Origin of the sequence: Mesorhizobium sp. M0833, assembly GCF_040319905.1 — a bacterium.
GTDB lineage: Bacteria > Pseudomonadota > Alphaproteobacteria > Rhizobiales > Rhizobiaceae > Mesorhizobium.
Map to the genome: position 1 here is coordinate 1 of NZ_JAMYOQ010000050.1, position 25,480 is coordinate 25,480.

The 25,480-nt window shown below is 61.6% G+C and carries 21 protein-coding genes and 7 pseudogenes; 14 read left to right on the forward strand and 14 right to left on the reverse strand.

The genetic code is table 11. The features are described 5' to 3' along the window. From NKH98_RS30970 to NKH98_RS30980, 3 genes and pseudogenes are all read left to right on the forward strand, one after another. Positions 1–336: pseudogene (locus tag NKH98_RS30970) on the forward strand (hypothetical protein); the annotation flags it as partial. A 692-nt stretch (positions 337–1,028) separates the two neighbouring features. Then, on the forward strand, positions 1,029–2,132 hold the full coding sequence (locus NKH98_RS30975; protein ID WP_352904097.1) for an efflux RND transporter periplasmic adaptor subunit: 1,104 nt from the start codon (positions 1,029–1,031) through the stop codon (positions 2,130–2,132). Then, on the forward strand, positions 2,129–5,332 hold the full coding sequence (locus NKH98_RS30980) for an efflux RND transporter permease subunit (protein ID WP_352904081.1): 3,204 nt from the start codon (positions 2,129–2,131) through the stop codon (positions 5,330–5,332). Before NKH98_RS30975 ends, NKH98_RS30980 begins: the two co-directional genes overlap by 4 nt. A gap of 542 nt (positions 5,333–5,874) precedes the next feature. Here NKH98_RS30980 and NKH98_RS30985 read toward each other — a convergent pair. The 4 genes and pseudogenes from NKH98_RS30985 to NKH98_RS31000 all read right to left on the reverse strand — a co-directional run. Further along, entirely contained in the window at positions 5,875–6,669 is a 795-nt protein-coding gene (locus NKH98_RS30985) for an SDR family NAD(P)-dependent oxidoreductase (RefSeq protein WP_352904082.1), read from the reverse strand. A 43-nt stretch (positions 6,670–6,712) separates the two neighbouring features. Further along, complete coding sequence (locus NKH98_RS30990) at positions 6,713–7,210, reverse strand: SRPBCC domain-containing protein (RefSeq protein WP_352804627.1); 498 nt, start codon at positions 7,208–7,210, stop codon at positions 6,713–6,715. Between the two features lie 108 nt (positions 7,211–7,318). Beyond that, entirely contained in the window at positions 7,319–7,735 is a 417-nt protein-coding gene (locus NKH98_RS30995) for an SDR family oxidoreductase (RefSeq protein ID WP_352904083.1), read from the reverse strand. 58 nt (positions 7,736–7,793) lie between these two features. Then, positions 7,794–8,069: pseudogene (locus NKH98_RS31000) on the reverse strand (SDR family NAD(P)-dependent oxidoreductase); the annotation flags it as partial. Positions 8,070–8,362: 293 nt separating this feature from the next. On the opposite strand from NKH98_RS31000, the gene NKH98_RS31005 reads away from it, so the two are divergent. The 3 genes from NKH98_RS31005 to NKH98_RS31015 all read left to right on the forward strand — a co-directional run bounded on the left by NKH98_RS31005 (position 8,363) and on the right by NKH98_RS31015 (position 10,547). Beyond that, positions 8,363–9,259 (forward strand): LysR family transcriptional regulator, encoded by an 897-nt coding sequence (locus tag NKH98_RS31005; RefSeq protein WP_352904084.1) that lies wholly within the window; start codon positions 8,363–8,365, stop codon positions 9,257–9,259. Between the two features lie 163 nt (positions 9,260–9,422). After that, a complete protein-coding gene (locus tag NKH98_RS31010) occupies positions 9,423–10,040 on the forward strand; it encodes an NADPH-dependent F420 reductase (RefSeq protein WP_502894350.1) in 618 nt (205 codons plus the stop codon). A gap of 3 nt (positions 10,041–10,043) precedes the next feature. Further along, a complete protein-coding gene (locus NKH98_RS31015) occupies positions 10,044–10,547 on the forward strand; it encodes an SRPBCC domain-containing protein (RefSeq protein ID WP_352904086.1) in 504 nt (167 codons plus the stop codon). A 474-nt stretch (positions 10,548–11,021) separates the two neighbouring features. Here the strand turns inward: NKH98_RS31015 and NKH98_RS31020 are convergent. Then, positions 11,022–11,294, reverse strand: a pseudogene (locus tag NKH98_RS31020) (zinc-binding dehydrogenase); the annotation flags it as partial. Between the two features lie 326 nt (positions 11,295–11,620). Here NKH98_RS31020 and NKH98_RS31025 point away from each other — a divergent pair. Continuing rightward, entirely contained in the window at positions 11,621–11,854 is a 234-nt protein-coding gene (locus NKH98_RS31025; protein ID WP_352507602.1) for a hypothetical protein, read from the forward strand. Between the two features lie 356 nt (positions 11,855–12,210). Then, positions 12,211–12,498, forward strand: coding sequence for a hypothetical protein (locus NKH98_RS31030; RefSeq protein WP_254818635.1), 288 nt, complete (start codon positions 12,211–12,213; stop codon positions 12,496–12,498). 174 nt (positions 12,499–12,672) lie between these two features. Here NKH98_RS31030 and NKH98_RS31035 read toward each other — a convergent pair. Both NKH98_RS31035 and NKH98_RS31040 read right to left on the reverse strand, forming a co-directional pair. After that, a pseudogene (locus tag NKH98_RS31035) lies at positions 12,673–12,819 on the reverse strand (aspartate/glutamate racemase family protein); the annotation flags it as partial. 469 nt (positions 12,820–13,288) lie between these two features. Further along, complete coding sequence (locus NKH98_RS31040; RefSeq protein WP_352904087.1) at positions 13,289–14,236, reverse strand: zinc-binding dehydrogenase; 948 nt, start codon at positions 14,234–14,236, stop codon at positions 13,289–13,291. Positions 14,237–14,343: 107 nt separating this feature from the next. Between NKH98_RS31040 and NKH98_RS31045 the strand changes: the two genes are divergently transcribed. Further along, positions 14,344–15,258 carry an AraC family transcriptional regulator gene (locus NKH98_RS31045; protein WP_352904088.1) on the forward strand — a complete coding sequence of 305 codons (915 nt, stop codon included), beginning with the start codon at positions 14,344–14,346 and terminating at the stop codon, positions 15,256–15,258. A 159-nt stretch (positions 15,259–15,417) separates the two neighbouring features. On the opposite strand, the pseudogene NKH98_RS31050 reads toward NKH98_RS31045, so the two are convergent. The 3 genes and pseudogenes from NKH98_RS31050 to tnpA form a co-directional block, all read right to left on the reverse strand. Then, positions 15,418–16,004: pseudogene (locus NKH98_RS31050) on the reverse strand (IS66 family transposase zinc-finger binding domain-containing protein); the annotation flags it as partial. 69 nt (positions 16,005–16,073) lie between these two features. Further along, positions 16,074–16,427, reverse strand: coding sequence for an IS66 family insertion sequence element accessory protein TnpB (gene tnpB, locus NKH98_RS31055; protein ID WP_352904089.1), 354 nt, complete (start codon positions 16,425–16,427; stop codon positions 16,074–16,076). Next, on the reverse strand, positions 16,424–16,813 hold the full coding sequence (tnpA, locus tag NKH98_RS31060; RefSeq protein ID WP_352904090.1) for an IS66-like element accessory protein TnpA: 390 nt from the start codon (positions 16,811–16,813) through the stop codon (positions 16,424–16,426). Before tnpA ends, tnpB begins: the two co-directional genes overlap by 4 nt. Positions 16,814–16,873: 60 nt before the next feature. On the opposite strand from tnpA, the gene NKH98_RS31065 reads away from it, so the two are divergent. The 4 genes from NKH98_RS31065 (at position 16,874) to NKH98_RS31080 (ending at position 19,680) form a co-directional block, all read left to right on the forward strand. After that, positions 16,874–17,026, forward strand: coding sequence for a hypothetical protein (locus tag NKH98_RS31065; protein ID WP_352904091.1), 153 nt, complete (start codon positions 16,874–16,876; stop codon positions 17,024–17,026). Positions 17,027–17,439: 413 nt separating this feature from the next. Further along, a complete protein-coding gene (locus NKH98_RS31070; protein ID WP_352904092.1) occupies positions 17,440–17,679 on the forward strand; it encodes a hypothetical protein in 240 nt (79 codons plus the stop codon). Positions 17,680–18,064: 385 nt separating this feature from the next. Then, a complete protein-coding gene (locus tag NKH98_RS31075; RefSeq protein ID WP_352904093.1) occupies positions 18,065–19,294 on the forward strand; it encodes a Fic family protein in 1,230 nt (409 codons plus the stop codon). Positions 19,295–19,506: 212 nt separating this feature from the next. Next, a complete protein-coding gene (locus NKH98_RS31080) occupies positions 19,507–19,680 on the forward strand; it encodes a Fic/DOC family N-terminal domain-containing protein (protein ID WP_352904094.1) in 174 nt (57 codons plus the stop codon). A 286-nt stretch (positions 19,681–19,966) separates the two neighbouring features. On the opposite strand, the gene NKH98_RS31085 is transcribed toward NKH98_RS31080, so the two are convergent. The 4 genes and pseudogenes from NKH98_RS31085 to traG all read right to left on the reverse strand — a co-directional run. Beyond that, positions 19,967–20,422: a Ros/MucR family transcriptional regulator gene (locus tag NKH98_RS31085; RefSeq protein WP_352904095.1), complete on the reverse strand. Its 456-nt coding sequence runs from the start codon at positions 20,420–20,422 to the stop codon at positions 19,967–19,969. Between the two features lie 167 nt (positions 20,423–20,589). Then, a complete protein-coding gene (locus tag NKH98_RS33075; RefSeq protein WP_502894349.1) occupies positions 20,590–20,886 on the reverse strand; it encodes a hypothetical protein in 297 nt (98 codons plus the stop codon). 174 nt (positions 20,887–21,060) lie between these two features. Next, positions 21,061–22,482: pseudogene (locus NKH98_RS31090) on the reverse strand (transketolase-like TK C-terminal-containing protein); the annotation flags it as partial. Beyond that, positions 22,476–23,891: pseudogene (gene traG, locus NKH98_RS31095) on the reverse strand (IncP-type conjugal transfer protein TraG); the annotation flags it as partial. The pseudogenes NKH98_RS31090 and traG, both read right to left, overlap by 7 nt. Before the next feature lie 1,278 nt (positions 23,892–25,169). On the opposite strand from traG, the gene NKH98_RS31105 reads away from it, so the two are divergent. Beyond that, on the forward strand, positions 25,170–25,480 hold a 311-nt coding region (locus NKH98_RS31105), incomplete at its 3' end, for a GGDEF domain-containing protein (protein WP_352904096.1).

The following is a 25,480-nucleotide window of genomic DNA, read 5'->3' on the forward strand; positions in this document are numbered from 1 at the left end:
ACAGAGTTGTTGGTCAGCAACCCCACTCTGCCAGAGCGCAGGTCGCTATCCACCACCCGTCATGGGATCTTCCTGCTCCACGTGTTGCCAAAGGGTTTCCACCGCATCCGGCACTACCTGCTTGCCGGCTCTGCTCGCAAGGCGAGCCTCGCGCTTGCTCGTGAACTCCTGAACGTCGCTGCACCGTCCGACGATGACACCATGGACGACCCGGACAACTTCCGCCCGCCATGCCCCTGCTGTGGCGGCCGCATGATCGTGATCGAGGTGTTCGAACGACGGAGGCAGCCGCGCGGACCGCCACACGGTTCCCCGTCGACCGGGAGCAGTACGCCATTACCCGGCATGGAATGGTTCAGCCTTCAGCTGCAGGCACTCAGCCTCCGGCAACGGATCGACGCACGTCTATGGTGACTATCGAGCCGACAGAGCCGCGCCCAGCCGCCCACCATCCCGACAAGACCGCGGGGAGGCGCAACGAAGCGGTCTGTCCGCATTCACCCCTGAGCTTCCCGACGGCGGTCATCGTCGACATCCGCCGAAATCCGAAATCCCCACAGCCATCGCCTGTGGCCCACGGGTTCCTTCCTCGCGGACTTTCGTACGCCTGCCGGCGCCCGAAACTCATCACGATAGCGGAATGGCGGCTTTAACGTTTGAAGAAGGATTGCGGACGTCCAGCCCGACGGGACCAAGGTCTGCTCCCAGGTCTAACCGCCCCGTCTCAATGGCATCCCGGATCGCCCGGTGGATCTGCGTCGCCAGTCGCGGGTGGCGGGGCAGTCACAGGGTGGACATTTCAGCCCACATGGAAAATGATCATCTTGCCATGCACAACACTGCAGTGCTCTGATTTCGACGAGTAGCCTGAACGTAGAAGCGGATCAACCGGCCTCCGGGTCCAGCGAGCGGGGACGCAAATGGACACCCTAGAGAATGGACAATTGCATCGCGACGCGGGCGGGCGAGCCCGTCGATCGGCCGACTGGCTTGCCCGCGCCGCCGTATCGGCGACATTCCTGCTCGGCATGGCTTTCAGCACTGCGTTTGCGCAGGACCAGCAGCTACCCGTGGTGACGGCGGCCAAGCCAGTGGTCCGTGAAATCGTCGAAGACGACGAGTTCGTCGGGCGCTTCGAAGCCGTCGACCAGGTCGCCATCCGTTCGCGCGTCAGCGGCTATCTGGACAAGGTCAGCTTCCAGGACGGCGCACTGGTCAACAAGGGAGACCTGCTCTTCACCATCGACCAGCGTCCGTACCAGGCGGCTTATGATGCCGCCAAGTCGCAAGTGGACGTCGCCAAGAGTCTGCTCGAATTCTCCAAGATGCAGCTGGATCGCGCCGAGGAACTCGCCAAGACCGGCAATATCTCAACCGCGACGCTCGACGACCGCCGGCGGGAATACCTTTCGGCGCAGGCGCAGATGCAGGGCGCGACGGCTGCGCTGACGACGGCCAGCCTGAACATGGAATTCACCGAGATCAAGGCGCCCTTGTCCGGCCGCATCGACCGCCGGCTGGTGTCGGTCGGCAACCTCGTGCAGCCGGATTCCACCTTGCTGACGACCATCGTTACGCGCGATCCGATTGACTTCTATTTCGACGTCGATGAGCGCCTGTATTTCAGCTACGCCCGCGACGCGAAGGAGCGCGGCGGCAGCATGCAGGAAGGCGCCGGCGGGCTCGAGGTGGTGGTTCGCGTCGCCGACCGCGCGGAGCGGGTATTCAAAGGCAAGCTCGATTTTGCCGAGAACCGGATCGACAACGCGACCGGCACCATGCGGGTGCGTGCAAGGTTTCCAAACACCGACGGCATTCTCCAGCCAGGCATGTTCGGGCGCATCAACGTGCCGGGGTCGCTGCCGCATAGCGGCGTGCTGGTGCCCGACGAGGCGATCGGCGCCGATCAGGATCGCCGCATCGTGTTCCTGGTGGATGAGGCCGGGATGGTGTCGGCGAAGCCCGTGCGCACCGGCCCGCTTCTCGACGGCTACCGGGTGATCCGCGGGGGCCTGACCGGCGACGAGACGATCATCGTCAACGGGCTGATGCACGCCAGGCCCGGCACCAAGGTGAAGGTCGAGATGGTGATGTTGCCGCCCAAGGCCGAGATCGCCGAGTTGCAGCAATGAGGTTCGCACATTTCTTCGTCGACCGTCCGATCTTCGCATCGGTCGTTTCGGTCGTCCTGCTGATCCTCGGCGGGATTGCTTATACCCAGCTGCCGGTCGCGCAATATCCCGAGATCGCGCCGCCGACCATCGTCGTTCGGGCGCAGTATCCGGGCGCCGACGCCGAGACGGTCGCAGCGACGGTGGCAACGCCGATCGAGCAGGAGATCAACGGCGTCGAGGGCATGCTCTACATGTCGTCCTATTCGTCGGGCGACGGGGCGATGGCGCTGACCATCACATTCAAGCTGGGCACCGATCTCGACCAGGCGCAGGTGCTGGTGCAGAACCGCGTGTCGGTCGCCGAGCCGCGCCTGCCCGAAGAAGTCCGACGCCTCGGCATCACCACCACCAAGAGCTCGCCCGACCTGATGATGGTCGTGCACATGCTGTCGCCCGACAATACCTACGACCAGCTCTACGTCTCGAACTACGCCCGCTCGCGGGTGCGCGACATACTGCTCAGACTCGACGGCGTAGGCGACCTCATCATCTTCGGCGAACGCGAATATTCGCTGCGCATTTGGCTCGATCCGGAAAAACTGTCCGCCCTGGGGATGACCTCCGGGGATGTGGTGCAGGCACTGCGCGACCAGAACGTCCAGGTGTCGGGTGGCTCGATCGGCGCGCCGCCGACCAGCACCGGCGCGGCGTTCCAGTACACGGTCACCACGCAAGGCCGCTTCAAGGACGCACGCGATTTCCGATACGTGATCGTCAAATCGGCCGCCGACGGCCGCCTGATCTCGCTGCAGGACGTGGCGCGCATCGAGCTCGGCGCCAAGGATTACGTCACCAACTCCTATCTCAACGGCAAACCGGCGGTGGCGCTCGCCATCTTCCAGCGGCCGGGCACCAATGCGCTCGCCGCAGCCGCGGAAATCCAGGACAAGATGAAGGAGCTTTCCCGCGACTTCCCGAAGGGGTTGAGCTACGACATCGTCTACAATCCGACCGAGTTCGTCGCCGAGTCGATCCGGGAGGTCTACAAGACAATCCTGGAGGCGATGCTGCTGGTCATCATCGTTATCATCGTCTTCCTGCAGTCGTGGCGCATGGCGATCGTTCCGATCGTGGCGATCCCCGTGTCGCTGATCGGCACGCTGGCGGTGCTTTACGCCGCCGGCTTCTCACTCAACATGCTGACGCTGTTCGGCCTCGTTCTGGCGATCGGCATCGTCGTCGACGATGCGATCGTCGTGGTCGAGAACGTCGAGCGCAATATCGCCAGAGGGCTGGCGCCCAATCCGGCGTCGCACCTGACCATGGACGAAGTCGGAACCGCGGTCATCGCGATCTCGCTGGTGCTGATAGCCGTGTTCGTACCGACAGCCTTCATCCCCGGCATTTCTGGGCAGTTCTACCTGCAGTTTGCGATCACCATCGCGGTGTCGACGGCGATCTCGGCATTCAATTCGCTGACGCTTTCGCCGGCGCTGGCCGCACTGCTGTTCAAGCCGCACCACGCCGCGGCGGCGCCGCCGCGCTTTTTCCTGGCGCGGTTCGGACGGGCGCTCGCCGACGGCTTCAATCGCGGCTTCGACAGGGTCGCCCACTGGTATTCGAGCATCATCCGCGTGCTGATCGGCTCGTGGATAACGATCGCCGCCATGCTGGCCGTTTTCGCGGGCCTCATCTACGCCACGGTCTACCTGGTGCAGGCGGTGCCGCGCGGTTTCATTCCGTCGCTTGACCAGGGCTATGCGATCGTCGTCGTCCAGTTGCCGGACGGCGCTTCGCTGTCGAGGACCGATGCGGTCATCCAGCAGGCGTCGCAGATCATCCAGAAAACGCCAGGCGTCGACTACGCAGTCGCCTTCGCCGGCTTCTCCGGCGCGACCTTCACCAACGCCAGCAATGCGGGCGTGATCTTCGCCAGGTTCAAGCCGTTTGACGAGCGACTGAAAGCCGACCAGTCGGCGACCCAGGTCATCGGCAATCTGTTCGGCAGCCTGCAAAGCATCAAGGAAGCCTTCATTATCGCACTGCCGCCGCCGCCGATCCGCGGCGTCGGAAATGCCGGCGGCTTCAAGCTGCAGATCCAGGAGCGCAACAGCGCCGACATGCGGCAGATCCTGGCGCTTGCCTACGAAATCGCCGGCAAGGCCAACAAGACGCCGGGGCTGACGGGCGTGTTCACCACCTTCTCCGTGTCGAGCCCGCAATTCTTCCTGGCGATCGATCGCGACAAGGCGCGCATCCTGAACGTGCCGATCCCCAACATCTTCGAGACGCTGTCGATCAATTTGGGCACCGCCTACGTCAACGACTTCAACGCTTTCGGGCGCGTCTACCAGGTGCGGGCGCAGGCCGACCAGGCGTTCCGCCTAGATCGCGCCGACATCTTGAAACTGAAGGTGCGCTCGGCGACCGGCGCGCTGGTTCCGCTCGGCACGTTGGTCGAGATCCGCGACGCCACCGGCCCGGCGCTGGTCCAGCGCTACAACATGTACGTCTCGGTGCCGCTGCAGGGCAACGCCGCGCCCGGCGTTTCCACAGGCGACGCGCTGGCATTGATGGAAGGGATCACGGCAGAGACGCTGCCGGCCGGTACCTCCTATGAATGGACCGAGCTCGCCTATCAGGAGCGCAACACAGGCAATGCCGCTCTCTATATCTTCGGACTTTCGGTGCTGTTCGTGTTCCTGGCGCTGGCGGCGCAATATGAAAGCTTGGTGCTGCCGTTCGCCATTGTGCTGGTGGTGCCGCTCGGCGTGCTCGCGGCGTTGCTCGGCGTGTCGTTCCGAGGGCTGGACAACAACATCCTCGTGCAGATCGGCCTCATCGTGCTAATCGGGCTTGCCGCCAAGAACGCGATCCTGATCGTCGAATTCGCGCGGCAGGCGCAGGAACGCGGGCTGTCGGCCGCCGAAGCTGCCGTCGAAGCCTGCCGGCTCAGGCTGCGGCCGATCCTGATGACCGCCTTCTCGTTCATCCTCGGCGTCGTGCCGCTGATGATCGCAACGGGCCCGGGCGCAGAAATGCGCCAGTCGCTCGGCACCGCGGTATTCTCCGGCATGCTCGGCGTCACCTTCGTCGGCCTGTTCCTGACGCCGGTGTTCTACGTCACGCTCAGGTCGTTGTTTTCGCGGCGCAAGCCCCGTGCCGAGGCCGAGCCTTCGCGGCCGGCAGGGGCGCCAGCGGAGACGGCCGCCGAGTAGGGTTACGAATTCGCCGCGTCGGGCGCGGCTTATCACTCCAGAAAATCGGCGCGGCGCGGCAACGGCCACGATCTGCGCGACTTCGGCGTCGAGGTGCAGCGGAGACCCTTGCTCGGTCTGAGCCAGCAATCCAGCCCAACAGCCGCATCTAGTTCAGCGAGACGATGCCGGCGGCGAGGCCAATGCGATCTTCTATCTGGTCGGCCAGGCGGGGCTTAAGGGCGCAACCGCGACCTCCGGAGTCCTCGCTTGCGGTGTCTGCTTTCTCGGTCGGCGGCTACGTGCGAACTAACCTGTTTCGGCCGTATTTGATGGACGCGCTGGCAGTGGCCTTGCGAACGGCAGGGCTTCCCGAATGAGGCCAGTCAGCGCGGCCCGAACCGCACCCAGGTGCTTCGCTGTCACAAGCCGCCGATCCCCTCCCTGCCTCCACTCTCAGGCTCATTCTCGGCGATGCTCCGTTGGACGCATGCTTGCATAAGCTCGTCTTTTGTGAGGGACGTCGACTCGCGCTAGCGAAGCCGGTTTATAATCCGCACACTTTAGACGATTGACCGAAGTACACCGCCGTCGACGCGCAGACCGGCGCCACTCGTCGCTGACGCTTGCTCCGAACAAACATAGACAACCATGTTGGCAACTTCTTCGGTCGTCGCAAATCGATTGATCAGTGTTGTCGGGCGCATCGTCGTCAAGAACACTTGCTCCGCTTCCTCTTGGCTGATGCCTTGCGAGTGCGCCAGCTCATTCATCATATTCGACAGGATTTCGGACCTCGTTGGGCCGGGGAGGACCGCGTTAACTGTCACACCCGTTCCGGCGACCGCTTCGGCAAGCCCCCTCGAAATAGCGAGTTGCGCCGTCTTGGTCATGCCATAGTCGATCATCTCTTTCGGGACGTTGAGGGCGGATTCGCTGCTGATGAATACGACCCGTCCCCAACCCCGCGCTGTCATCTTCGGCACATAGTGGCGTGCGGCGCGAACGCCACTCATGACGTTGAGCTGGAAGAGGCTTAGCCAGTCGTCATCGGTGAGATCGAAGAAGGTCTTTGGGCGCGCTGTGCCCACATTGTTGACGAGGATATCCGCATCGGGCGCCTGTGCGAACAGAGCTCCGGCCCCTTCGGCTGTCTCCAGATCAGCCGCAACGCCCGTCAGGTCAACCTGTGGGAAAAGCTCCCGAATCTCGCGAAGCGCTGTGGCGACGCGTTCCTCGCCACGGCCGTTGATCACAACCGAAGCGCCCGCCCGCGCCAGTCCTTCGGCGATGGCGCGACCGATGCCCGCCGTGGAACCCGTTACAACGGCCTTGCGGCCTTTAAGGTCGATGTTCATGAGTCTATTCCTTCAATTTCGGACTGCGACAGCGACGGCTGTTTTACTTGATGGGTGAGGCAGTGCGTTCGGTTGCGACCTTGGCGAGATCCTCAAGGAGCTTCTCGTGCGTGCGCCAAAAAACATCGGGGGCTTTCTTGCCCAATTCGATCCAGAACGGGCCCTGCATCGTCTCCTCGGTCCAGAGGTGGCATCCATTCGCCGTGGGTGTGATAATCCATGCGTGATAGGCCTTCGAAGTCACCGCGGCCTTTGGGTAGCCGCCCCACGCGATGCGCGTCATGGGCTCGAACTCCTGCACTGATGCGAAGACGTCCTGGCCGGCCAGGTTGGTTTCGAACCGTGTGCCAAGGCGAAGCGATTCGTGCCCATCAAGCAACTGCACGTGTTCGACGCCCGGGTAGAAACCAGGCCAAGCTGCGGGATCCACGAGCAACGACCAGATCGTTTCAGCAGAGGCCTCGACCTCGAGTTCGTTGGTGAAATGGATCGGGGATCGGCTGGGCGTCAGGTCTGCCGGCCACTTGATTGCCTCGAACATATTGTTCTCCGTGTTGGGACAAAACGAAAAAAGTGCCGTACCTGCCTGCGCGAAGTGGTCGGCCGATGCCGAAATTAGCGGCGGCCCCTCAGCGCCAGCGGCCCGGGCTCACACCTGCGCGAAGCCCCCGTCGACGGTCAGCTCGATGCCCGTCACGAACGAACTGTCGTCGGACGCGAGGTAGAGCGCGGCCGCAGCGATATCGTTGGCTTGACCGTTCCTGCCCAGCGGCGTGTCGAGGGCAGCGTGCGCGAAAAAGGCATCGCTCTGCTCCTGGGACAGCCCGGCATTTACGCCGATGGGCGTTTCGGTGTTCCCGGGGGCGAGAGCGTTTACGCGGATATGGCGCGCTTTCAGATCCGAGGTGAGGGTCCGCGCGAGGGAGCGGATCGCGGCTTTGGGGGCCGAGTAGACGCTGAAAGCCGGAGCGCCCTTCGAGCCCGACACGGACGACGTGAGAATGATTGAGGCGCCGTCGCGGAGCACCGGCAACAGCGTTTGCACGGTGAAGAATGTGCCCTTCAAATTGGTCGTGACGGTTCGAATCGAACGCTTCTTCGCTCACTTCGCCGACCGGCGCGAACGTAGCGACGCCGGCGTTGGCAAACAGCACGTCGGCGAAGCCGTAGGTCTTGGCGACGTGGTCGCGAAGAGCAGCGCGATCCGCCATCTTCGTGATGTTGGCGAGGACCGGATCCAGGCCCCGCCCCAACGCCTGCGCGGCACGTCGAACCTTCTCGCCGTGCTGGTCCACCATCACGACTACTGCGCCCTCGGCCGCAAACCGCTTCGCGGTGGCAAGGCCGATGCCGCTTGCCGCACCGGTGACAACGGCTATTCGCCCATCAAGTCGGCCCATTCCGGTTTTCCTTTTTGTCCAGGGTCGACGATCATCTCGCCCCCTCGCAACCAAATGGGATCGAACGCGCTCAGGCGGGATTGACGATTTCTCGACAGCGGCTGTGCATTGGCGCACCGCGTGTTCCCAGGGGATGGTGTTCGCACTGGCTGCGAATGCCGCAGAATAGCCGATTGCCGAGGTCTGAGAGCTGCAGCGAAACTAGAATTGTGGGGTCGACGAGAGATTCGCGCCATTCATGCTATTTAGTACGTGTTTCCAACACCGCAGCTTGCGGTGCAAGGTTGCACCACATGATTGACTGGGACGACGTTCGCTACTTTCTTGTCATATCGCGCGAAGGCTCGGTTCGGGCCGCCGCCGAGCGCCTCAAGGTAAACCACTCGACTGTGCTGCGACGCATTGCCCAACTGGAACACCGCCTCGGTGCGTACCTGTTCGAGAAGCTGCCCTCAGGCTATCGTCTCACGGATGCGGGTGAGGGAGTCCTCGAGTTCGCTGTCCAGATGGAGGCGTCGTCAAATCAGCTGGAGACGCGCGTCTTCGGTCGCGACCAGGGCGTGGGCGGGCTTCTGCGAGTGACACTGCCGCCCCCACTCGCGACACACCTGCTCATGCCGGACTTCGCCGACTTCGCACGTCTGCATCCCGAGATCGAGATGGAGATACTATCCATCGACTCGCCGGTGAATTTGACCAACCGAGAGGCCGACGTCGCAATCCGTGTCGTCTACGACCGCGATACCCTGCCGCCCAATCTTCACGGCCTGAAGGGACCGGAACTGTTCGGAGGCGTCTATATATCCCGCGATCTGCTTGCCGCGTGGCGTGCCGGGGCGCCTGATCGCATTCGGTGGGTCGTGAGGAACTGGGATGGCGTCTCGGACTGGGCGCGGAGTGGTGAGATTCCCGCCGTCGAGGGTCCATTCAGGGCCACGGACGCTGTAGCCCAGCTTCTCGCGGTACGCCAAGGGCTCGGGATGGCTGCGCTATCATGCTTCGTCGGAGATGGCGACCCGCTGCTGGCGAGGGTGCCGGGCACCACCCTGCGCATGTTCGGAACGTTGTGGCTCCTCACACACGGCGAAACGCGTAAGACCAAGCGCGTGCGGCTGTTCATGGAGTTTATATCGCGCAGGCTCGCCGCATACGCGCCACTACTGGCGGGACAACCCGACTCCAGCGAATGACGAGCGATTGTCCCTGGCCACGGATGTCGACCTCCACTGGGACGCCGAGGCGCGATCAATCCGCGAATGGTGCGCCGATGCACAGCCGCTGTCGAGAAATCGCCAATCCCGGTTGAGGCTCAACGACCTTAGCTAAGCTCCAGAACGTACCGGCAATTCGCCGATCTGGAGATATCAAATGACTTACGCAATCATAGGCGCCGGGGCTGTCGGTCAGGCGCTCGCGAAAATGTTCGCCCGCAAGGGTATCGAAGTGGCCATAGCAAGCACACGTGCGCCCAAGGCGCTCGCGCCGCTCGCAACGGCCATCGGAACCACGGTCATCCCCAGTTCCCTGAACGAAGCGATCAAGGCCGATATTATCCTGCTGGCTGTTCCGTTCTGGGCGCACGGGGAGGTTGCGAATACTGCCAATGACTGGCGGGGCAAGATCATTATCGATGTGACGAACGCCTACGGCGTCTCACCAAGCGATTTGGGCAGCCTCCCCTCTTCGGCCGTGGTCGCCAAGGCGTTTGGCGCTGCCGCGCTTGTCAAGGCGTTCAACCACCTGCCTGCAGGCGTCCTTGCTCAGGAGCCCTCCATCGACGGCTGGCGGCGAGTGGTTTTTCTCTCCAGCGACAATGACAGCGCCCTTCCGGTGGTGTCCACGCTGGTCGAGCAACTCGGCTATGCACCGGTCAACCTTGGAAGGCTCGCAGAGGGTGGGCTGCTCATTCAGGCGCGAGGAAACACTTGGGCGCCTTTAATTTTCAAAGATCTCTTCAAGAAGCAGGCTTGAGCCATGTATGATCGTGTAATATGGCCTGACCATTTCGACCCGAAGATTTCGTCGATCTACGCACTCAATGACATTGACGTGAAAGCCCCGCCTGAAGTGGTGTGGGAGCTGCTGGTCGACGCCGAGAACTGGTCGAGCTACTTTCCTCCTGAGGATCAGGTCAAGATCCTGACCGGTGAGCCTAAACTGGCGCTCGGAACCAGATTCAGTCGGGTGACGGTTGGATTTCCGATGAGCCTTGTCGTGACGGAGTGCGAGCCCGGCCACAGGCTCGCGTGGAAAACGGTGGTCGACGGCGACGAGACCGGCTCGACCGCCTATCACGGTTGGGTCATCACTCCCACGGACACGGGTTGCCATGTGCTGACGGAAGAGACGCAGCAGGGCCTTTGGTTCCTCGACGTGCTCGGACACAAGCACCCCGGTGGGCTCTACCGCTATCATCAGCAGTGGGTCGAAGACCTTGCTCGCGCTGCCGAGGCGGAAGCGGCGAGGACGGCACGCTAATTCCGCATCTGCGTCTTCTTCGCTTGCGGCTGATTTTAGGGCCTCCGCCTTAGGAACATCCCCGCGATAAGAAGCGCTCACGTGCTTGCATGACACGCTCTCTATTGGCGAATGCCCGCTTCGCCAAGAAAGGCGCGCAAGTTGCGGATGTCACGGCTTTGGCACGAACTCGAGCAACGGCGCGTAGGGCGGCCCCACAAGCGGTGGATAGCGGCGGTAGGTGTTGTAGACCGCTCCGTCCTCCATCGCGAAGACGCTCCACCCTGCGCTCACCGACACGGCCGACTGGAGGTCCGGCGCATAGTCCTGCAGCCATTGCGGGGCCTCGCGGAGGGGAACAGCGCCAATACACCGATCGCGACACGGAGAGTCTAAGCGACGAAGACCGGCATGGCCGAGGCAATTATCTTGCTGATGGTATCTTGCTGATGGGAGTAGACGAGGAGAGAGGAACCGCCCTCTCTCCCCGAGTTCTTACGGACGAACGCTGATGACTGTCTTTCCCGTGCGTCGCTCGGTTGAGTTGAAGGTGGCGACGGCATCATCCATGCTCGAGACCTTGCCGATGTTCGTCCGCAGTCGTCCATCCCGGATCCGCTGAACTATCTCCGAAAGCTGGGCTCGATCAGCCTCGACGACGAAGTCAACCGTCAGGCCATCTGAAGGTCGAATATCCGTTGGTCCGACGACTGTCACAAGCGTTCCTCCGGCCCGGACCAGCGTTGCGGACCGTTTCTGAATCCCGCCTGTGGTTCGGGCCGCTGCCCCAGCTTCATTCCGGCCGTTCCTGCAGCCTGGTCCGTCACTACGATCGCTTTCATGGGAATTGTCTCCTCAGTGATTTGTTGGTTCGGGGTAAATTGCTGGCGTGGAGGGTCTTTTCGATCTCTCACGCAGTTAGACTAGGTCCCCATAAAGGTATGTCATCACGCCGAGCCGCAGCACGCCGTCGTCGCCGGTCGAGTAATACCGCTACTTCAGCGCCGCCGACAGGATTCCAATGACGGTCTCATCGGTATCGGCGAGCCGCGAATCCATGCTAAGCCGCCGCCCTGTACGAAAGGACGACATCTGTGAGCGAACTGACCGTGGCCGAGGCGACCGAAAGTATCTATGCCTCGCTCCGGGCGGGCAATGCCGACATCGACGCAGGTATCGCGACGCTCAAGGCAGCGCTCACACGAGAGGGGATAAAACAGGCGGTGTTCGATCCGACCAAGTTGGCGCAGAACAATCGCTCGGGCCGCAAGTTGATGCAGGCTTATTTTCGGCAGCGCGGCGTGAGCGTGAGGTTTTCGGACCAATAAAACCGAGCGCGGGCGATCTCAGGCGCGCCGTTGGGAGTGATGGGCCAATCCGGCGATTTGCCAACTCTAGTCGTGACTGCGCCGCTTACCAGACATGAGACCATGCACGCTCACAGATGGACCCTCGCAATCCTGAAGACGGAGGAACCAGCAAGAGCGCCGAGCAGCAGAGGCGCTCGGCCGAAGCGTCTCTCCAGCTGCCGTGCATCAAACTATTGCAAGACGTTCAAATTTGACCTTCCGCATTCATGCTCTGTCGAGCGTATCTCTTAGAGGCGCCTAAACCTTCTGCGCCGTAGGTTTTTGTCGGGCTGAATCGCCTCCAGCGACGATGACGACGAAATAGGAGAACGCAAATGGCTCGCAATCACGTTGAACGTCTTAGAGAATTCAGGGAAATTCTGGTCGCGACTCGACGCGAAGGAGTCCGTAACGTGCACCATACTCGCGACGCAATGCGGGCAAGTGGCTTTCAAATTGGCGACAGCGACGGCTCCAGCTACGGAGTCGAGCTGAAGGTCCTCCAAGAGGAAATCGAGGCAGTCGATCGCGCCATCGAAGACGAGAAGCGGTTGGCCTTGACACTCGAGAGCGCGGCCCAATCCCGCCGGCCGATTAAGCCGAGAGTCGTGAAAGGAACATAGAATCAGGTACGAATCGCTCCTGGTCGTTCGAATCTGTCCAGCATCTTCGCGCGCCGGCATGGCCCACACGCCACGTTTGGAAGGCGCGAGGCCGCAGCGTCTCAGGGGGTGCGCAAGACCGACTGCAGCGCCGACTCCGTCCACCACGGGAATATCGTGCTTGCGCTGGAGGGCGGATGCAAAATCAGCCATGCCCGCGCAACCCAGCGCAACCCCCTCCGCCCCCAGCCTGATGCCTTCGAGTATGAGCTCCGAAATTCGTTCGGACGCACCACTCTCGGATTTCTCCAGCTCGAGAACCGGGATGTCGGAAGAAAACACGCGGCGGCAGCATGGGAGAATCCTTACCGCCGGATGTTGTCTTCAATGAGCGGTGCGGAACGCGACAGAGTTGTCACCACACAGAAGCTGTGAGCGAGAAGGCTGACGGCATGGAGCGAGGCCTCGCGGACGCGCCACGCGCAAGGCTGGGAGGCGTGGGTGGATTGGGACGGCTACGCGTTCCAGACCGCGCGGGCCGCACTCAGCAATAAACGGACAATGCCGCTCTTTCGAGCGAATCGATCCTGATAAGAGCGGTGGATCCTGACAAGAATGGCGGCGTTCGCCCGCTACCATTCTTGCTTTTCTTACGTGAACCGCTCTGACCGATGGCAGGAATGCGCCAGAAGCGGAAGCTTGCACTTGACTAATCTATGTTCGCTCTCGACCCTAAGCGGTCGGCGGGAACCGCACCAGGAATGGCCAGTTCGGCCCGAAGCAGTCGTCCTCGAGCCGATGGCTGGAGAAGTCACGACGAGGGCATCAGAATGTAGCGTGTGTCCGTGTCGCCGTTCCACGCCTCATCGACAGCACGCAGTGGCAGGCTCTTGAACTGCGTATTGAGGCCCGCTTGCGTGGCGACCGCTAGAAGTTCGCCGGCCCCGGCGAGGAGTTCAGCGACCGCAATGCTTCCGATTCCACTTCCGATCAGCTCAAGGCCGGTGCTGCGCAACATGTCTCCGCGGATAGCGATTTCATCGCCTGCGATCGTGCCAAGCTGGACGTATCGAAGACGCGGTTCCCCCATTCGTGAGCCACGGCCACTTGTCGCCGCTTTCAATACGCGGGCTGCGGCGTCGCCCCAAACGAAATCGAGCACGACGTCGACGCCGCAGTCAAACTGATCCCGGAGTGCCGTATCGGCGTGGCCGTCAAGAGCAATCCTTACATCGGCGTCGAGGCGTTCGAGCTTGGCTGCGTTGCGCCCGACCGCAACGACCTTGCCCGCGCCGAAGTGTCTGGCGGTCTGGATCGCCATGCTTCCCGAAGCGCCGGTCGCTCCAAGGATGAGGACGGTCTCGCCTTTCTGAAGCCTGGCCCTTCGCGAGAATGCCATCCAGGAGGCGAGCGCTGCCGTGACGAGAGCGGCCGCCCGGTCGCTGGCAAGCGCGTCGGGCACAGGCACGGTCATGGTCTTCGCCACCAGAGATTGTTCTGCCATGGAGCCGAAGGGGGCCTTTGGGAAGAGAAAGTAGACCCTCCGGCCTTCGGAATCGATGCCGACGCCATCGACGCCGGGAACGAAGCCCGCGGTGGCCCCACTTGCGTAATGTCGCCCGGAGGCCAACCCCTTAACGATCGGGCTTAAGGCGGCGGCCTCGACAGTCACTACGGTCTCGTCTTCTCCAGCTTCCGGTTCCCGGAAGTCCTGGAAGGAAGGAGGGTCGCCAAACGCATTCACAACTGCAGCCTTCATTGAATTCAGCTCCGTTTCATCAGATCGATGCCCTCTTGTAGACACACACATCCGCACGATCTATTCCTAATGGTCCGTATTTTGTTCGCCATCGTACAAGGAGTCGCATGGATCCGCTTTCCGAAATGCTGGCTCTGCTCAAACCCCGCAGCTACATAACCGCGGGCTTTGATGCGGGAGGATCGTGGGCGCTCCTGCTGGACGATCTCGCAGGACGGATAAAGTGTTACGCGGTCTTGAAAGGGGAATGCTGGCTGTCGATGGAAGAGGTTGGCGGACCGCTCCGTCTCAAGGCGGGCGATTGCTTCGTCCTTCCGACGGGATGTCGGGCCTTAATCGCAAGCGATCTGAAAGCGGAGCCGAAGCTCGCAAGCCAAACCCTCGACCCGAATCGAAGCGGAGAGGTGATCTCCTACAATGGCGGTGGCGACGTCTTCCTCGTCGGCAGCCGCTTCGAAGTGAGCGGTCGACATGCGGAGGTCATGCTGCAAACATTACCCCCTCTGATCCGTGTCGAGGCCTCGAACGATAGGACCAAGCTCCGACTCTACATCGAACTCATGATGGACGGGCTGCGCGACGCGAGGCCGGGAGCGTTTCAGGTGGCGCAGAACCTCTCTCACATGATGCTTGCGCAGGCGCTCCGCCTGTTCCTCGAGAGTTCGCCGGATGGGGTGGGCTGGTTCGCCGCGCTCGCGGACCCCAGACTGAGCCAAGCGATAAAGGCAATACATTCAGACCCCTCGTACGCTTGGACGCTGGAAGAGCTCGCGCGGAAGGCGGGGATGTCCCGTACCAGCTTCGCCCAGTATTTCCGCGAGCGGGTCGGCGAAACGCCGATCTCCTATCTTGCCCGCTGGAGAATGATGTCCGCCGGCGCGAAACTGAAGCAGGGAAAGGAAACGATCGCCGAGATTTCCATCTCGCTGGGATACTCGTCGGAGCAGGCCTTCAACACTGCGTTCAAGCGAATCATGGGGCAATCGCCCCGCCGGTATGCTCGAGATCAGCACGAGCTTTGATCCTCGAAGCGCGTGCTGATCTCAAGCGTTACAGTCGTCTCTAGTCTAGTATGGGCAGGGAAAGCGAGCGCTCGATGTCCGCATTTGGCGCAAGAACCGTCTTTCGATGTCGCACTTGGTCAGTGTTCGGGTACTCCCGCCAGCCTCAAGGCATCGGCCACTTTGTCTGCCCATCTCGCCATGTGTCGAAACATAGTCGGCGAGCAAAATTTCGCGAGCCAGAGCATTCTGCTTCAGCCCCGCCTGAACGACGCCGTCGGTGCAGGCACGACACGCATATTTGGGGCGCCGGGTGACGATGACGCGGAACTGCGCCGGGATCACGTCCAGCCGCTCGGAGACATCCTCGCCGATGCGATGTAGGCAACCGCCGCAGGCGCAGATCAGGCGTTCCGGCTCGATTACCTCTTCGACCCGAGGAAGATGCTTTGGAAGGGAGCCGCGATTGATCGCGCGTGTTCTTGAGACCTTATTCCTTGGAACGGCGTCTGCTTCTTCCTCGGCATGGATCGCTGTGATGGCCGTTTCCAGGTCTTCCAGCGCCAGATCGAACTGGTCGGGATCGGTCTGCTCGGACTTGCGCCCGAAGGCTGCTGCTTGAAGGCCGCGACCAGCTTCTCAAGCCATTCAATCCGCTCATTCTTGCGGGCAATCTGGGCGTCTTTACATGCCTCGCGTGCGTGGGCGGCGATCAGCATCGCCTTCAGTGCAGCAACATCATCAGGAAGATAGGCGGCGTCCAGCATGGCCGGAACCTAGCAAAAACCAACCTAAATTGCCTTTGGAATTTGCCGCGCTGAGTCATCGTGCCGCAGCTATTCGATGGTCTCTGGCGCTCTCGTCTTGACCGTATGAATCCGCCGCCAATCGAGGCCCGCAAACAGGGCTTCGAACTGGGCATGGGTCAGTGTTATCAGGCCGTCCTTGATGTCAGGCCAGGGGAAACTGTGCTCTTCCAGCCTCTTGTAGGCCAGCACGATACCGGAGCCATCCCAGTAGATCAGCTTCAGCCGGTCTGCCTTACGCGACCGGAACACAAAGACCGTACCGGTGAACGGGTCCCTGCGCAGTTCGTTCTTCACAAGCGCTGCCAATCCGTCATGACCCTTGCGGAAGTCTACTGGTTTGGTCGCAACCATGATCCGCACGCGGTTCGATGGAAAGATCATGCCGTGGCCGCCAAGGCACGCGCGATGGCAGCGATCCGCGCGGCAGACGCATCCTCTTCAAGACGGATCGTAGCCGGACGGACAACAATCTCGGCGCGGGAGACTGCTTTGGAACGCGGCGTCTCCGGCGCGGGCGTCTCGACAACCACTGCCGCGAATTCGACTGCATCCTCCGGCTCGGGCAAAACCAGCTTGCCCTGTCGAGCCAGTGTTCGCCAGGAAGACAGATGATTGGCCTTCAGCCCATGGCGTTCCGCCACCTCATTGACGGTCACGCCCGCACGCAAGCTTTCTGACACGATCCGCGCCTTAACTTCGTCCGGCCATTGGCGGTGAGCCTCATGTCGGCTCCGCCGCGTCGTGAGAACCTCCAACGTAGTCTCCATGAAGAAACTCCTTGTCGCTTATCCATGGTTCGTCGATCACAGGTCAGGCAACGGCCGACAATGTGGGAGCAGAACACCGGTTACGATGAAGCCTATGATCTGGTGGCGACGACGCCGATCGGCGCGTTCAGTCCCGCATTTGTCCGCAAGATTGCTGGCGCGATAATAGAGACGGCGGCGCAGCGTCGATTGCGCGGCATCGTTCGCAAATAGCCGGACCGATTTTCTTGGCAGGCCTCGGGTCGTTACCGCATCGAGCGGGCCAGGATCGGAGCGAGGGCGCCCCAGCGCGGGATGCGACCGGGTGCGAAGAGATCACGGTGCTGCGGCACGCCCTGGGCGGCGCGGACCGGAGGACTGCGCATGAGTCACGGCCTTTCGGCATACGTGCTCCACATCGCTCCAACACCCGCTGCTTCTCCTCGGCGTCGAACGAGGCCATGATCTGCGCTTCCTGGGAGCGTCGCCCCTGGAGGACGGCGAGCCCCGCTGGCCGGAAGCGCGAGATATGTGATGCGGCTGAACGGCTTGGCCGTCAGAAAACGTCATCACTACAGGCTGGGACAGTCTGGGCCAAAGACCACCTGTGCAACATGGTGCCGATCCGTCTATTGACGAGCAGGCGTATGCCCGCCGAGATCAGGCCAGTCCCGGCAAATCCCGATATCATCTGGCTGGCTGGAATGATCTTTTCCATGAGCACGAACATCGTCAGTGCGGCGATTCATGAAGCCGCCGACGAAAAGAAGAATTTGAGGCCCAGCAACAGCCGACGCAAACGATCCCGTGCCGGGCAACATGCGGAATGCTCCGAGGACATCGTTGCGAAAGCCCCCTGCCTCTGGATGAACAGAAGCGGGGCCTGACACTGTGCGAGGCAAGCCCTTTTCAGCGGCGTAGCGAGAATCAAGATGGAGCCACCAAGGAAATTGCTGGCACTCGCCATCATGGGGCTAGCAAAGCGTTCACGCGCCCCACTGACGCATAGAGCAACTCGGAGGCGGCAGGCCGCTGCCTCAGGCACATCCTTTGCTCCGACCAACGAGCAACTCAGCCCCAATGGCAATAACGCCATCGGTGATTCCAGTCGCGCCCTGCCCGGCCGACCTTTGAGGCATTTCGGGTTCGCCTCCTGATCGGCGGCCGGCCTCGGCAAGAGAGATCGGCAATAAATATCGGCAATTATGCTGACTTTTGGTCTCGAATGCCTTACATTGCAGGTAATTGAGAAACTATTGAGATCGGCAAATAATGCTTGAAACCCCTGCCCGCATCGAGCCACTGTTTTTTGGCGACGCGGTACCGACCGTCCTGGCAGATCTCGCGATCGAGTTGCAGAAGGCCGCCGATGACCTCGGCCGAGGCCTGCATCCGGAATCGGCTGCCGAACTAGCCGATCTCGTGCGCGTCATGAATTCTTACTATTCGAACTTGATCGAAGGCCACAACACCCGACCTCGAGATATCGAGAGTGCATTGGCCGGAGCCGAGATTAATCCCGAACGCCGCCCTCTCGCCTTGGAGGCCAAGGCCCATGTCGAAGTTCAGAGGATGATTGATGGTTTCGGTTTGCGTGGGGAACTGCCGAGCCCGACTTCGATCGATTTCATCCGGTGGGTTCATCGTGCCTTTTACGACGGGATGCCAGAGGAATTCCGGTTCATCGACAATCCTGACGGCACCAAGGCCGAGATCGTGCCCGGCGAGTTTCGGTTGTCCGCAGATCATGATGTCGTTGTCGGGCGCCATCAGCCGCCATCGTCTGACAGGATGGTGGTCTTGATGGAGTATTTCCAGAAACGGTTTGCGATGGCCGAAAGGCAGGCCAGCCTGCGGATCATCGCGATTGCGTCAGCTCATCATCGCCTCAATTACATCCACCCGTTTCCAGACGGCAACGGCCGCGTCAGTCGGCTGATGTCTCACGCCATGGCGCTCAAGGCCGGGATCGGCGGCAATGGCCTGTGGTCGATATCTCGTGGTCTCGCTCGTGGGCTGAAGGATCGGGGCGAATACAAGCGCATGATGGATCACGCCGACAGCCCAAGACAGGGCGACCGCGACGGCCGAGGAAATCTTTCGGAATCAGCACTCAAGGATTTCGTCGAATGGTTCCTGACAGTCGCGCTCGACCAGGTGCGGTTCTCGACCACGATGTTCGACCTCGGACGGCTCGAGGCTCGCTACCGCGCCCTGGTGAAGGATCTCGTCGATGACAAACGGGCACCTGATCTGGTGGCTGCAGTATTGCGGCACGGTAGGCTGCCCCGCGGCGATGCGAACTTCGTGCTGAAGACATCCGAGCGCACGGCACGGAACACACTGTCGGATCTCGTCAACCGCGGTTTCCTGAAGTCTGACACTCCGAAGACACCGGTGCGGATCGCTTTTCCTCTCGATTTCAGGGAACGGCTGTTTCCGAATCTCTTCACCGATGCCGAAGTCAATGTTCCCAAACCGCGCTCACTGTCTTTCAGGTGAGTGGAATTGTAGCAAGTTGGAGCATCGGGAGGGCCGCTTGCGGCGCCCAAATTATGTCGATGGATTGCGATCTATCGACATGATTTGACTACATGTCGTTGTCGACGACATACCCCGCCCGACATGCCGTTCGCATGAGGATTGACTGACCGTTTCGCCCCTACAACGACCTCCCGCCCCTTCCTCCGCGCCAGGATGTGGAGACTAGGGCGGTGCTGAAGGCCTGCATCGCGGCGCGAGCAGCACTGGCGGAACTGTGCGTGTCCGGACAGCTCATTCCCAACCAGGCGGTCCTGATCAACTCGATGCCTCTGCTTGAAGCGCAGGCAAGCTCGGAAATCGAAAACATCGTCACCACGACCGCAGGCTGTTCGCTTCGCCAATGAGTCCGGCAACCAGGCCGATCCGGCAACGAAAGAGGCGCTGCGCTATCACACCGCCCGGTTTCGACGTCCAAGGCGATCGCCGTCTGCCGGACCAGCACCGGCGTGGAAATGGGTATTCGCACGACGCAGGGCACGGCCCCTGATGAAGAGGCCACCGGCGCTGCCGCAGGGTCAGGCGCTCCTCGGCCAATTTCTCAGCAGAACTTCGGCAGCGCCGGAGACCGACGCAACAACTCAGTCGCGAAGACCATCTAGACCTGATGGCCTGGCCGACTGTCATGCACTGTCAGGCCTTGGCCTTGCGCTTTGCTGGTACTTTCTTTGGCGGCGTTTTGGCACCCGCCTTGCGGCCGAGACCGGCAGCTTTGGCAAGAGCAGAGCGCTGAGCCGCATAGCTGGGCGCTACCATAGGATAGTCCCACGCCAAACCCCACTTGGCTCTGTACTCATCAGGTGTCATGCCAAGCAAGCCCAGGTGGCGCTTCATCGACTTGAACTTGCGCCCGTCCTCAAGGCTGATGATGTATTCGGGAAAGATCGACTTCTTGGGATTTACCGCGGGCGTAAGTATTGGCGAGGGTGCAGCGACCGGTTTAGCCAGGCCAGACAACGCAGAATTAACGCTGGCGATCAAATTCGGCAGATCCGCCACCGGCGTTGCATTGCTCTGGACATAGGCGGCGACGATATCTGCTGTCAGTCCTAGAAGATCCGCATTTCTCTGCCAAATTGCTTCGTCCATCAAAATCATTCCCTTGTTGATCTCTGGCGTTCCTATTTGGAAAACTCGGCTTGCGCAATTGCAAACAACGATTATTTGACGCCAGATCACTCTAACCGCCGACTACGGTGCACTGACGCCTGCCAAGCAAAGGAGATCGATCGGCCCGCTCTCGACGATCGACCCAACTACATCACGCACGGGCATCGTCGTGCGCTTCGAAGCGGGCGCAGTTCAACTCCGCGCAGACTTTCAAGTTTGTGAACATGGGCATGGTCGCCAGCGACGGCCGGAGCTGTAAGGCGCCCGATCACGTCTCCGTACTTGCGCACCTTGGAGCCTGGCGCGAGATCGTGCAGCGCGAGCTTGTCGCCTGTTTCGAGTGACGCATGGAGTTGAGAACCAGCCCGCCCCGCGCGCCAGGCGTTCGTGCCGAACTCGGGCCATGTTGCAATGCAGCATTGACGTTGAAGGAGGAATGTCAACCGTGCGGGAGGAACACGAATTGCGCTGTGCTGTTAGCGAACCCGAGTTGCCAATCTCCCGCTTCAGGTGCTCGTGCAGATGTCTGGCAGCACCGATGGCGAGTTACCCTCGCTTCGCCACGAACGCGATTGGCGGCTGGCTACGCCGACGATCCCGGACGGCGACTCACAGCATCAATCCAACGCGCGCAGGTGGCGGATTGGCCGGCCACCAGCAATGCGATCTGCGGCTGTGGCGATGGAATTGGCGTCGATGCCGAAGTGGCGGTAAAGGTCACCGATCGTCCCCGACTGGCCAAAGTGCTCGACGCCGAGACTGCGCGTGCGGTGGCCGCAAACTGAGCCCAGCCAGCCGAGTACCGCTGGGTGGCCGTCTGCGACGGTAATGATCGCACAATGGGCTGGAAGGTCGGCGAACAGCCGTTCGACATAGCTTCTGGCATGAACAAGGCCGCGCTCACGTGCGCGGCTTGCCGCCGTCCAGCCTGCGTTCAAGCGATCGGCCGAAGTCACGGCCAGAAGACCGACGTCCCGACGGTCCTCGGCCATCATGCCGACCGCCTCGATGGCTTCCGGCGCGACGGCGCCTGTATAGGCGACGATCACCTCGGCATTCGGACCCGGACGCCGCAGCCAATAGCCGCCGTCGACAATGTCCTGCTCGAGCTCAGGCTCCATGGGACGAATGATCTGCTCGACCGGGCGCGTCGAGAGCCGCAGATAGACCGAGCCGCCGGTCTCGTCGCGCAGCCAGGTACGCTCCGACTGCACGGCGTCGCCGTCGCGCTGCATATAATCCAGCGCAAAGCGCATGATGACGCCCAACTCGTCGACGAATGCCGGCTCGTAGGCGGCAAGCCCGTCCTGCGCCATGCCGATCAACTGGGTGGCGATCGACTGATGCGCGCCACCCTCCGGCGCCAGTGTGACTCCGGATGGCGTGGCTACAAGGAGGAAGCGCGCATCCTGGTAGCAGGCATAGTTGAGCGCATCGAGACCGCGCTGGATGAACGGATCGTAGAGCGTGCCGATCGGTAGCAGCCGCTTGCCGAAGATCGAATGAGACAACCCGAGCGCCGACAGCAAGATGAATAGATTGTTCTCGGCGATACCGAGCTCGATGTGCTGGCCAGATGGGCCGAATTCCCATTTCTGCGCCGAGGCTATGCGTTCACTGCGGAACGTGTCGGCAAGCGAGCGACGCGCGAACAGGCCGCGCCGGTTGACCCAGGGGCCGAGATTGGTTGAAACGGTGACATCGGGCGATGTCGTGACGATCGCGTCGGCAAGCGGCCCGCCGGCCCGTGCAATCTCATCCAGGATCCTGCCGAAGCCGACCTGGGTGGAAACGCTGCCCTTGGCTTCCGGGCCGAGACGATCGGGGACGAGGATGCGCTGGGCGTGTCGGCGGCGTCGGCCTTTCGCGGCGAAAGGCACCGCATCGAGGAAGCGTCGGAGATCAACCTTGCCGATATCCAAGCCTTCGAAGGGATCCCACTCCCGCCCCTCACCGATTGACATCGAAGCGCGAAAGGCTGCCATCTGATCCTTGGTCATCAGCCCGGCATGATTGTCTTTGTGGCCGGCCAGCGGCAGGCTGTCCTCTCGTCATTCGTGGCGAAGCTCACCCGCACATGACAATTGTCGAGAATGGAATTGTTCGGTCCGTAGGCCTTCTCGATCTGGTTGAGCGATTGTGCGATCAGGAACGACTTGATGCCATAGCCGGCCATGAAGGCCAGCGCGCTTTCGAAGAAATCGAGCCTGCCGAGCGCGGGGAACTCGTCCAGCATCATCAAAAGACGCTGTCGATGATCCTTTGCGTGAAGATCCTCCGTCAGTCGGCGGCCGATCTGGTTAAGCACCAGTCGGATCAGCGGCTTTGTGCGACTGATGTCCGATGGCGGCACGACCAGATAGAGCGTCGTCGGCCGTGTCTCCTCGACGAGGTCTGCGATCCGCCAGTCACAGTGTGAGGTCACCTTGGCCACAACTGGATCGCGGTAGAGGCCCAGAAAACTCATGGCCGTCGAGAGCACGCCCGAGCGTTCGTTTTCGGACTTGTTAAGCAGTTCCCGTGCGGCCGACGCCACGACGGGATGCGGACCGGCGTCGCCCAAATGCCGCGTCAGCATCATGGCGCGCAGCGTTGTCTCGATTGGCCGCTGTGGATCGGAAAGGACGTTCGCCACGCCAGCGAGGGTCTTGTCCTTCTCCGCGTAGAGCACGTGCAGTATGGCGCCGACCAGCAGCGCATGGCTGGTCTTCTCCCAGTGGTTGCGACGTTCCAATGTGCCTTCTGGGTCGACCAGGACATCCGCTACGTTCTGCACATCTCGAACTTCCCACTCGCCGCGTCGCACCTCCAGCAGAGGATTGTACGCTGCGGATCCAGCATTGGTCGGATCAAACAGAAGCACCTGGCCGAAGCGGGCCCGCCATCCGGCCGTCAGTTCCCAGTTTTCGCCTTTGATGTCGTGGACGATCGCCGAACCCGGCCAGGTCAGTAGTGACGGCACGACCAGGCCGACGCCTTTGCCGCTGCGGGTCGGTGCGAAACATAGCACGTGTTCCGGACCGTTATGACGCAGATAGTGTCGGTCCAACATACCCAGCACCACTCCATCCTGACCGATCATCCCAGCGGCCTCGACTTCGTGTCGCGTCGCCCAGCGCGCCGAGCCGTAGGTCGTGGTGTCCTTTGCCTCGCGCGCCCGCCACAGCGACATCCCGATCGCTGCAGCGATCGCCATGAGGCCTCCGCTCGCCGCAATCGCCGCGCCCCCGAGGAAGACCTCCGGCGCGTAGGCGTCGTAGAAAAACCACCACCAGAAAAAGGCTGGCGGCGGATAAACGGGCTGTCCAGCCAGTTCGAACCACGGTGGACCGAGTTGGCTTTGAAAGCCGAGCCGCCCTGCCGTCCACTGTGTCGCCCCCCATGTTGTCGCGATGACGATCAGAAAGACGGTGAGGACCTGGCCCCATAAAACCTTGCTCGCGGGCATCGGTCGTTTCCCCAAATGGATGATCGGAAACAACCCAAAAGCTCGAATTCCTGAATCCGCAAGACAAAAGGAGCGGTCGAAGCAGCAGGGCGTACCCGGACGTGGAAAGACTTGCTCGCTGCGGCTTCGAATGTTGAACGAGCATCGGGGGCTGCTTGCTTCCGGAGCCGTTGAGCCGCTAGTCGCCCAATGATAGTTAGTTGTCTCGGCTTCAAACGGCATCTGACGCCTCGACGGTGCTTGGAGAACACGGATTTTCCACACGACCAAATGAACAAGAGTCCTCACGGCGCGCAATCGATGACTACAGGAGACGCCTGACCGAGCGAGGCATTGCGCGCTTCGAGGTGGTCGGCCGGGATCTCGATCTGGGCTGATCCGCTCCGTCAACCGCCTGGCTGAAGGCGGCGCTGACGCCGACAGGTTGCGCATGGCCATCAACCAAAATAGCGACTTCTGGAGAGCCCCTCAGAAAGGCGGTACCTCAGGGCTTGCATCCCCTGTTGTTCGTTCCGAAGTGGACCTAGCGCGGCCTCGTCAAGAACGGCGTAAGGTCGACCTGTGACGCGCTACCCGGAATCGCTCCTGGTATGGATGTCGAGCCAGCGCGACGAGGATTGTTCATCGCCTCGCTCACCGTTGCTGAAAACCGCCGCGGGAAGCCGCGGGGCAACAAGCGCGACGCACTCAAGAAATGACTCTCTGGGTCCGAAGGGCCGCAAGGCGCTGTTTGCGCGCCGTATCCTCGACGACAGGGCCGGGCTGATCTGGGTACGGCTGACGGCAGAGGGGAAAGCGGCCGGCCAGTCGCGCAGCGGACTCGACATGATCATCGCTGCCGTCGCCGGTGCGAATGAGTGTGTGGTGGTAACGGATAAAGACAAGGACTTTGCCGGGACTTCAGATTGTGAATCCAATACGCGGGGCGCTCTGGTGCAATGCCGATCAAGGAATCGTCAGCTCGGCCGCGCCGGGAATGATCCGGCGTTTTCTGTCGACGCACAGCCGCCGCCATGGCTTGCCGGAGAGCTTCAAAGCGCCGGCGACCGGCTCACTGCCCTTCCTCGTCTCGACGAAAGTGTTCGTTCGAATGATGCTTTTCCGTGGCCCAGCGCGCAAGTTTTGTCAGCCAGCACAGGGCCTCCTCTTACGCTCGCTGGTCGTCGAGGCCCAGCGGCCTCTAGCTGACAGTCCCCCCCGCAGCCAAGCCGCTGGTCCCTCGGCGCTGGGAATGGGCATTGGAGACGGAATTGCGCTTACCGCTACGGTCCGAGGCGCGTGACAGATGACCGCGTCAGCCTCTCCACCCCGAGCTACGATTCCCCGCATTCGATCAGGCACAGCAAATTCAAGGCCAGGCGAGGCCCTACCGGTCTCGGAAACCGGCGCTACTTCGATGAGTATCTCGCGGCGGAATGGAAGCGGGCAATCCGCACGCAGAGTCCGTTGTCGCTTTTGATGATCGATGCAGATCACTTCAAGCGCTATAATGAGACCCATGGCCACATGGCGGGCGATGAGGTGCTGAAGCAGGTCGCCGGTGTGATCCAGAGCACTTGCAATCGCTCTACGGATCTCGCTGCGCGATA

Bases quoted from the DNA above. Each gene is read 5' to 3' on its own strand.
- NKH98_RS30975 (WP_352904097.1), top strand. From the start codon at position 1,029: ATGGCTTTCAGCACTGCGTTTGCGCAGGACCAGCAGCTACCCGTGGTG.
- NKH98_RS30980 (WP_352904081.1), top strand. From the start codon at position 2,129: ATGAGGTTCGCACATTTCTTCGTCGACCGTCCGATCTTCGCATCGGTC.
- NKH98_RS30985 (WP_352904082.1), bottom strand. From the start codon at position 6,669: ATGAACATCGACCTTAAAGGCCGCAAGGCCGTTGTAACGGGTTCCACG.
- NKH98_RS30990 (WP_352804627.1), bottom strand. From the start codon at position 7,210: ATGTTCGAGGCAATCAAGTGGCCGGCAGACCTGACGCCCAGCCGATCC.
- NKH98_RS31005 (WP_352904084.1), top strand. From the start codon at position 8,363: ATGATTGACTGGGACGACGTTCGCTACTTTCTTGTCATATCGCGCGAA.
- NKH98_RS31015 (WP_352904086.1), top strand. From the start codon at position 10,044: ATGTATGATCGTGTAATATGGCCTGACCATTTCGACCCGAAGATTTCG.
- NKH98_RS31030 (WP_254818635.1), top strand. From the start codon at position 12,211: ATGGCTCGCAATCACGTTGAACGTCTTAGAGAATTCAGGGAAATTCTG.
- NKH98_RS31040 (WP_352904087.1), bottom strand. From the start codon at position 14,236: ATGAAGGCTGCAGTTGTGAATGCGTTTGGCGACCCTCCTTCCTTCCAG.
- NKH98_RS31045 (WP_352904088.1), top strand. From the start codon at position 14,344: ATGGATCCGCTTTCCGAAATGCTGGCTCTGCTCAAACCCCGCAGCTAC.
- tnpB (WP_352904089.1), bottom strand. From the start codon at position 16,427: ATGATCTTTCCATCGAACCGCGTGCGGATCATGGTTGCGACCAAACCA.
- tnpA (WP_352904090.1), bottom strand. From the start codon at position 16,813: ATGGAGACTACGTTGGAGGTTCTCACGACGCGGCGGAGCCGACATGAG.
- NKH98_RS31065 (WP_352904091.1), top strand. From the start codon at position 16,874: ATGTGGGAGCAGAACACCGGTTACGATGAAGCCTATGATCTGGTGGCG.
- NKH98_RS31070 (WP_352904092.1), top strand. From the start codon at position 17,440: ATGCCCGCCGAGATCAGGCCAGTCCCGGCAAATCCCGATATCATCTGG.
- NKH98_RS31075 (WP_352904093.1), top strand. From the start codon at position 18,065: ATGCTTGAAACCCCTGCCCGCATCGAGCCACTGTTTTTTGGCGACGCG.
- NKH98_RS31085 (WP_352904095.1), bottom strand. From the start codon at position 20,422: ATGGACGAAGCAATTTGGCAGAGAAATGCGGATCTTCTAGGACTGACA.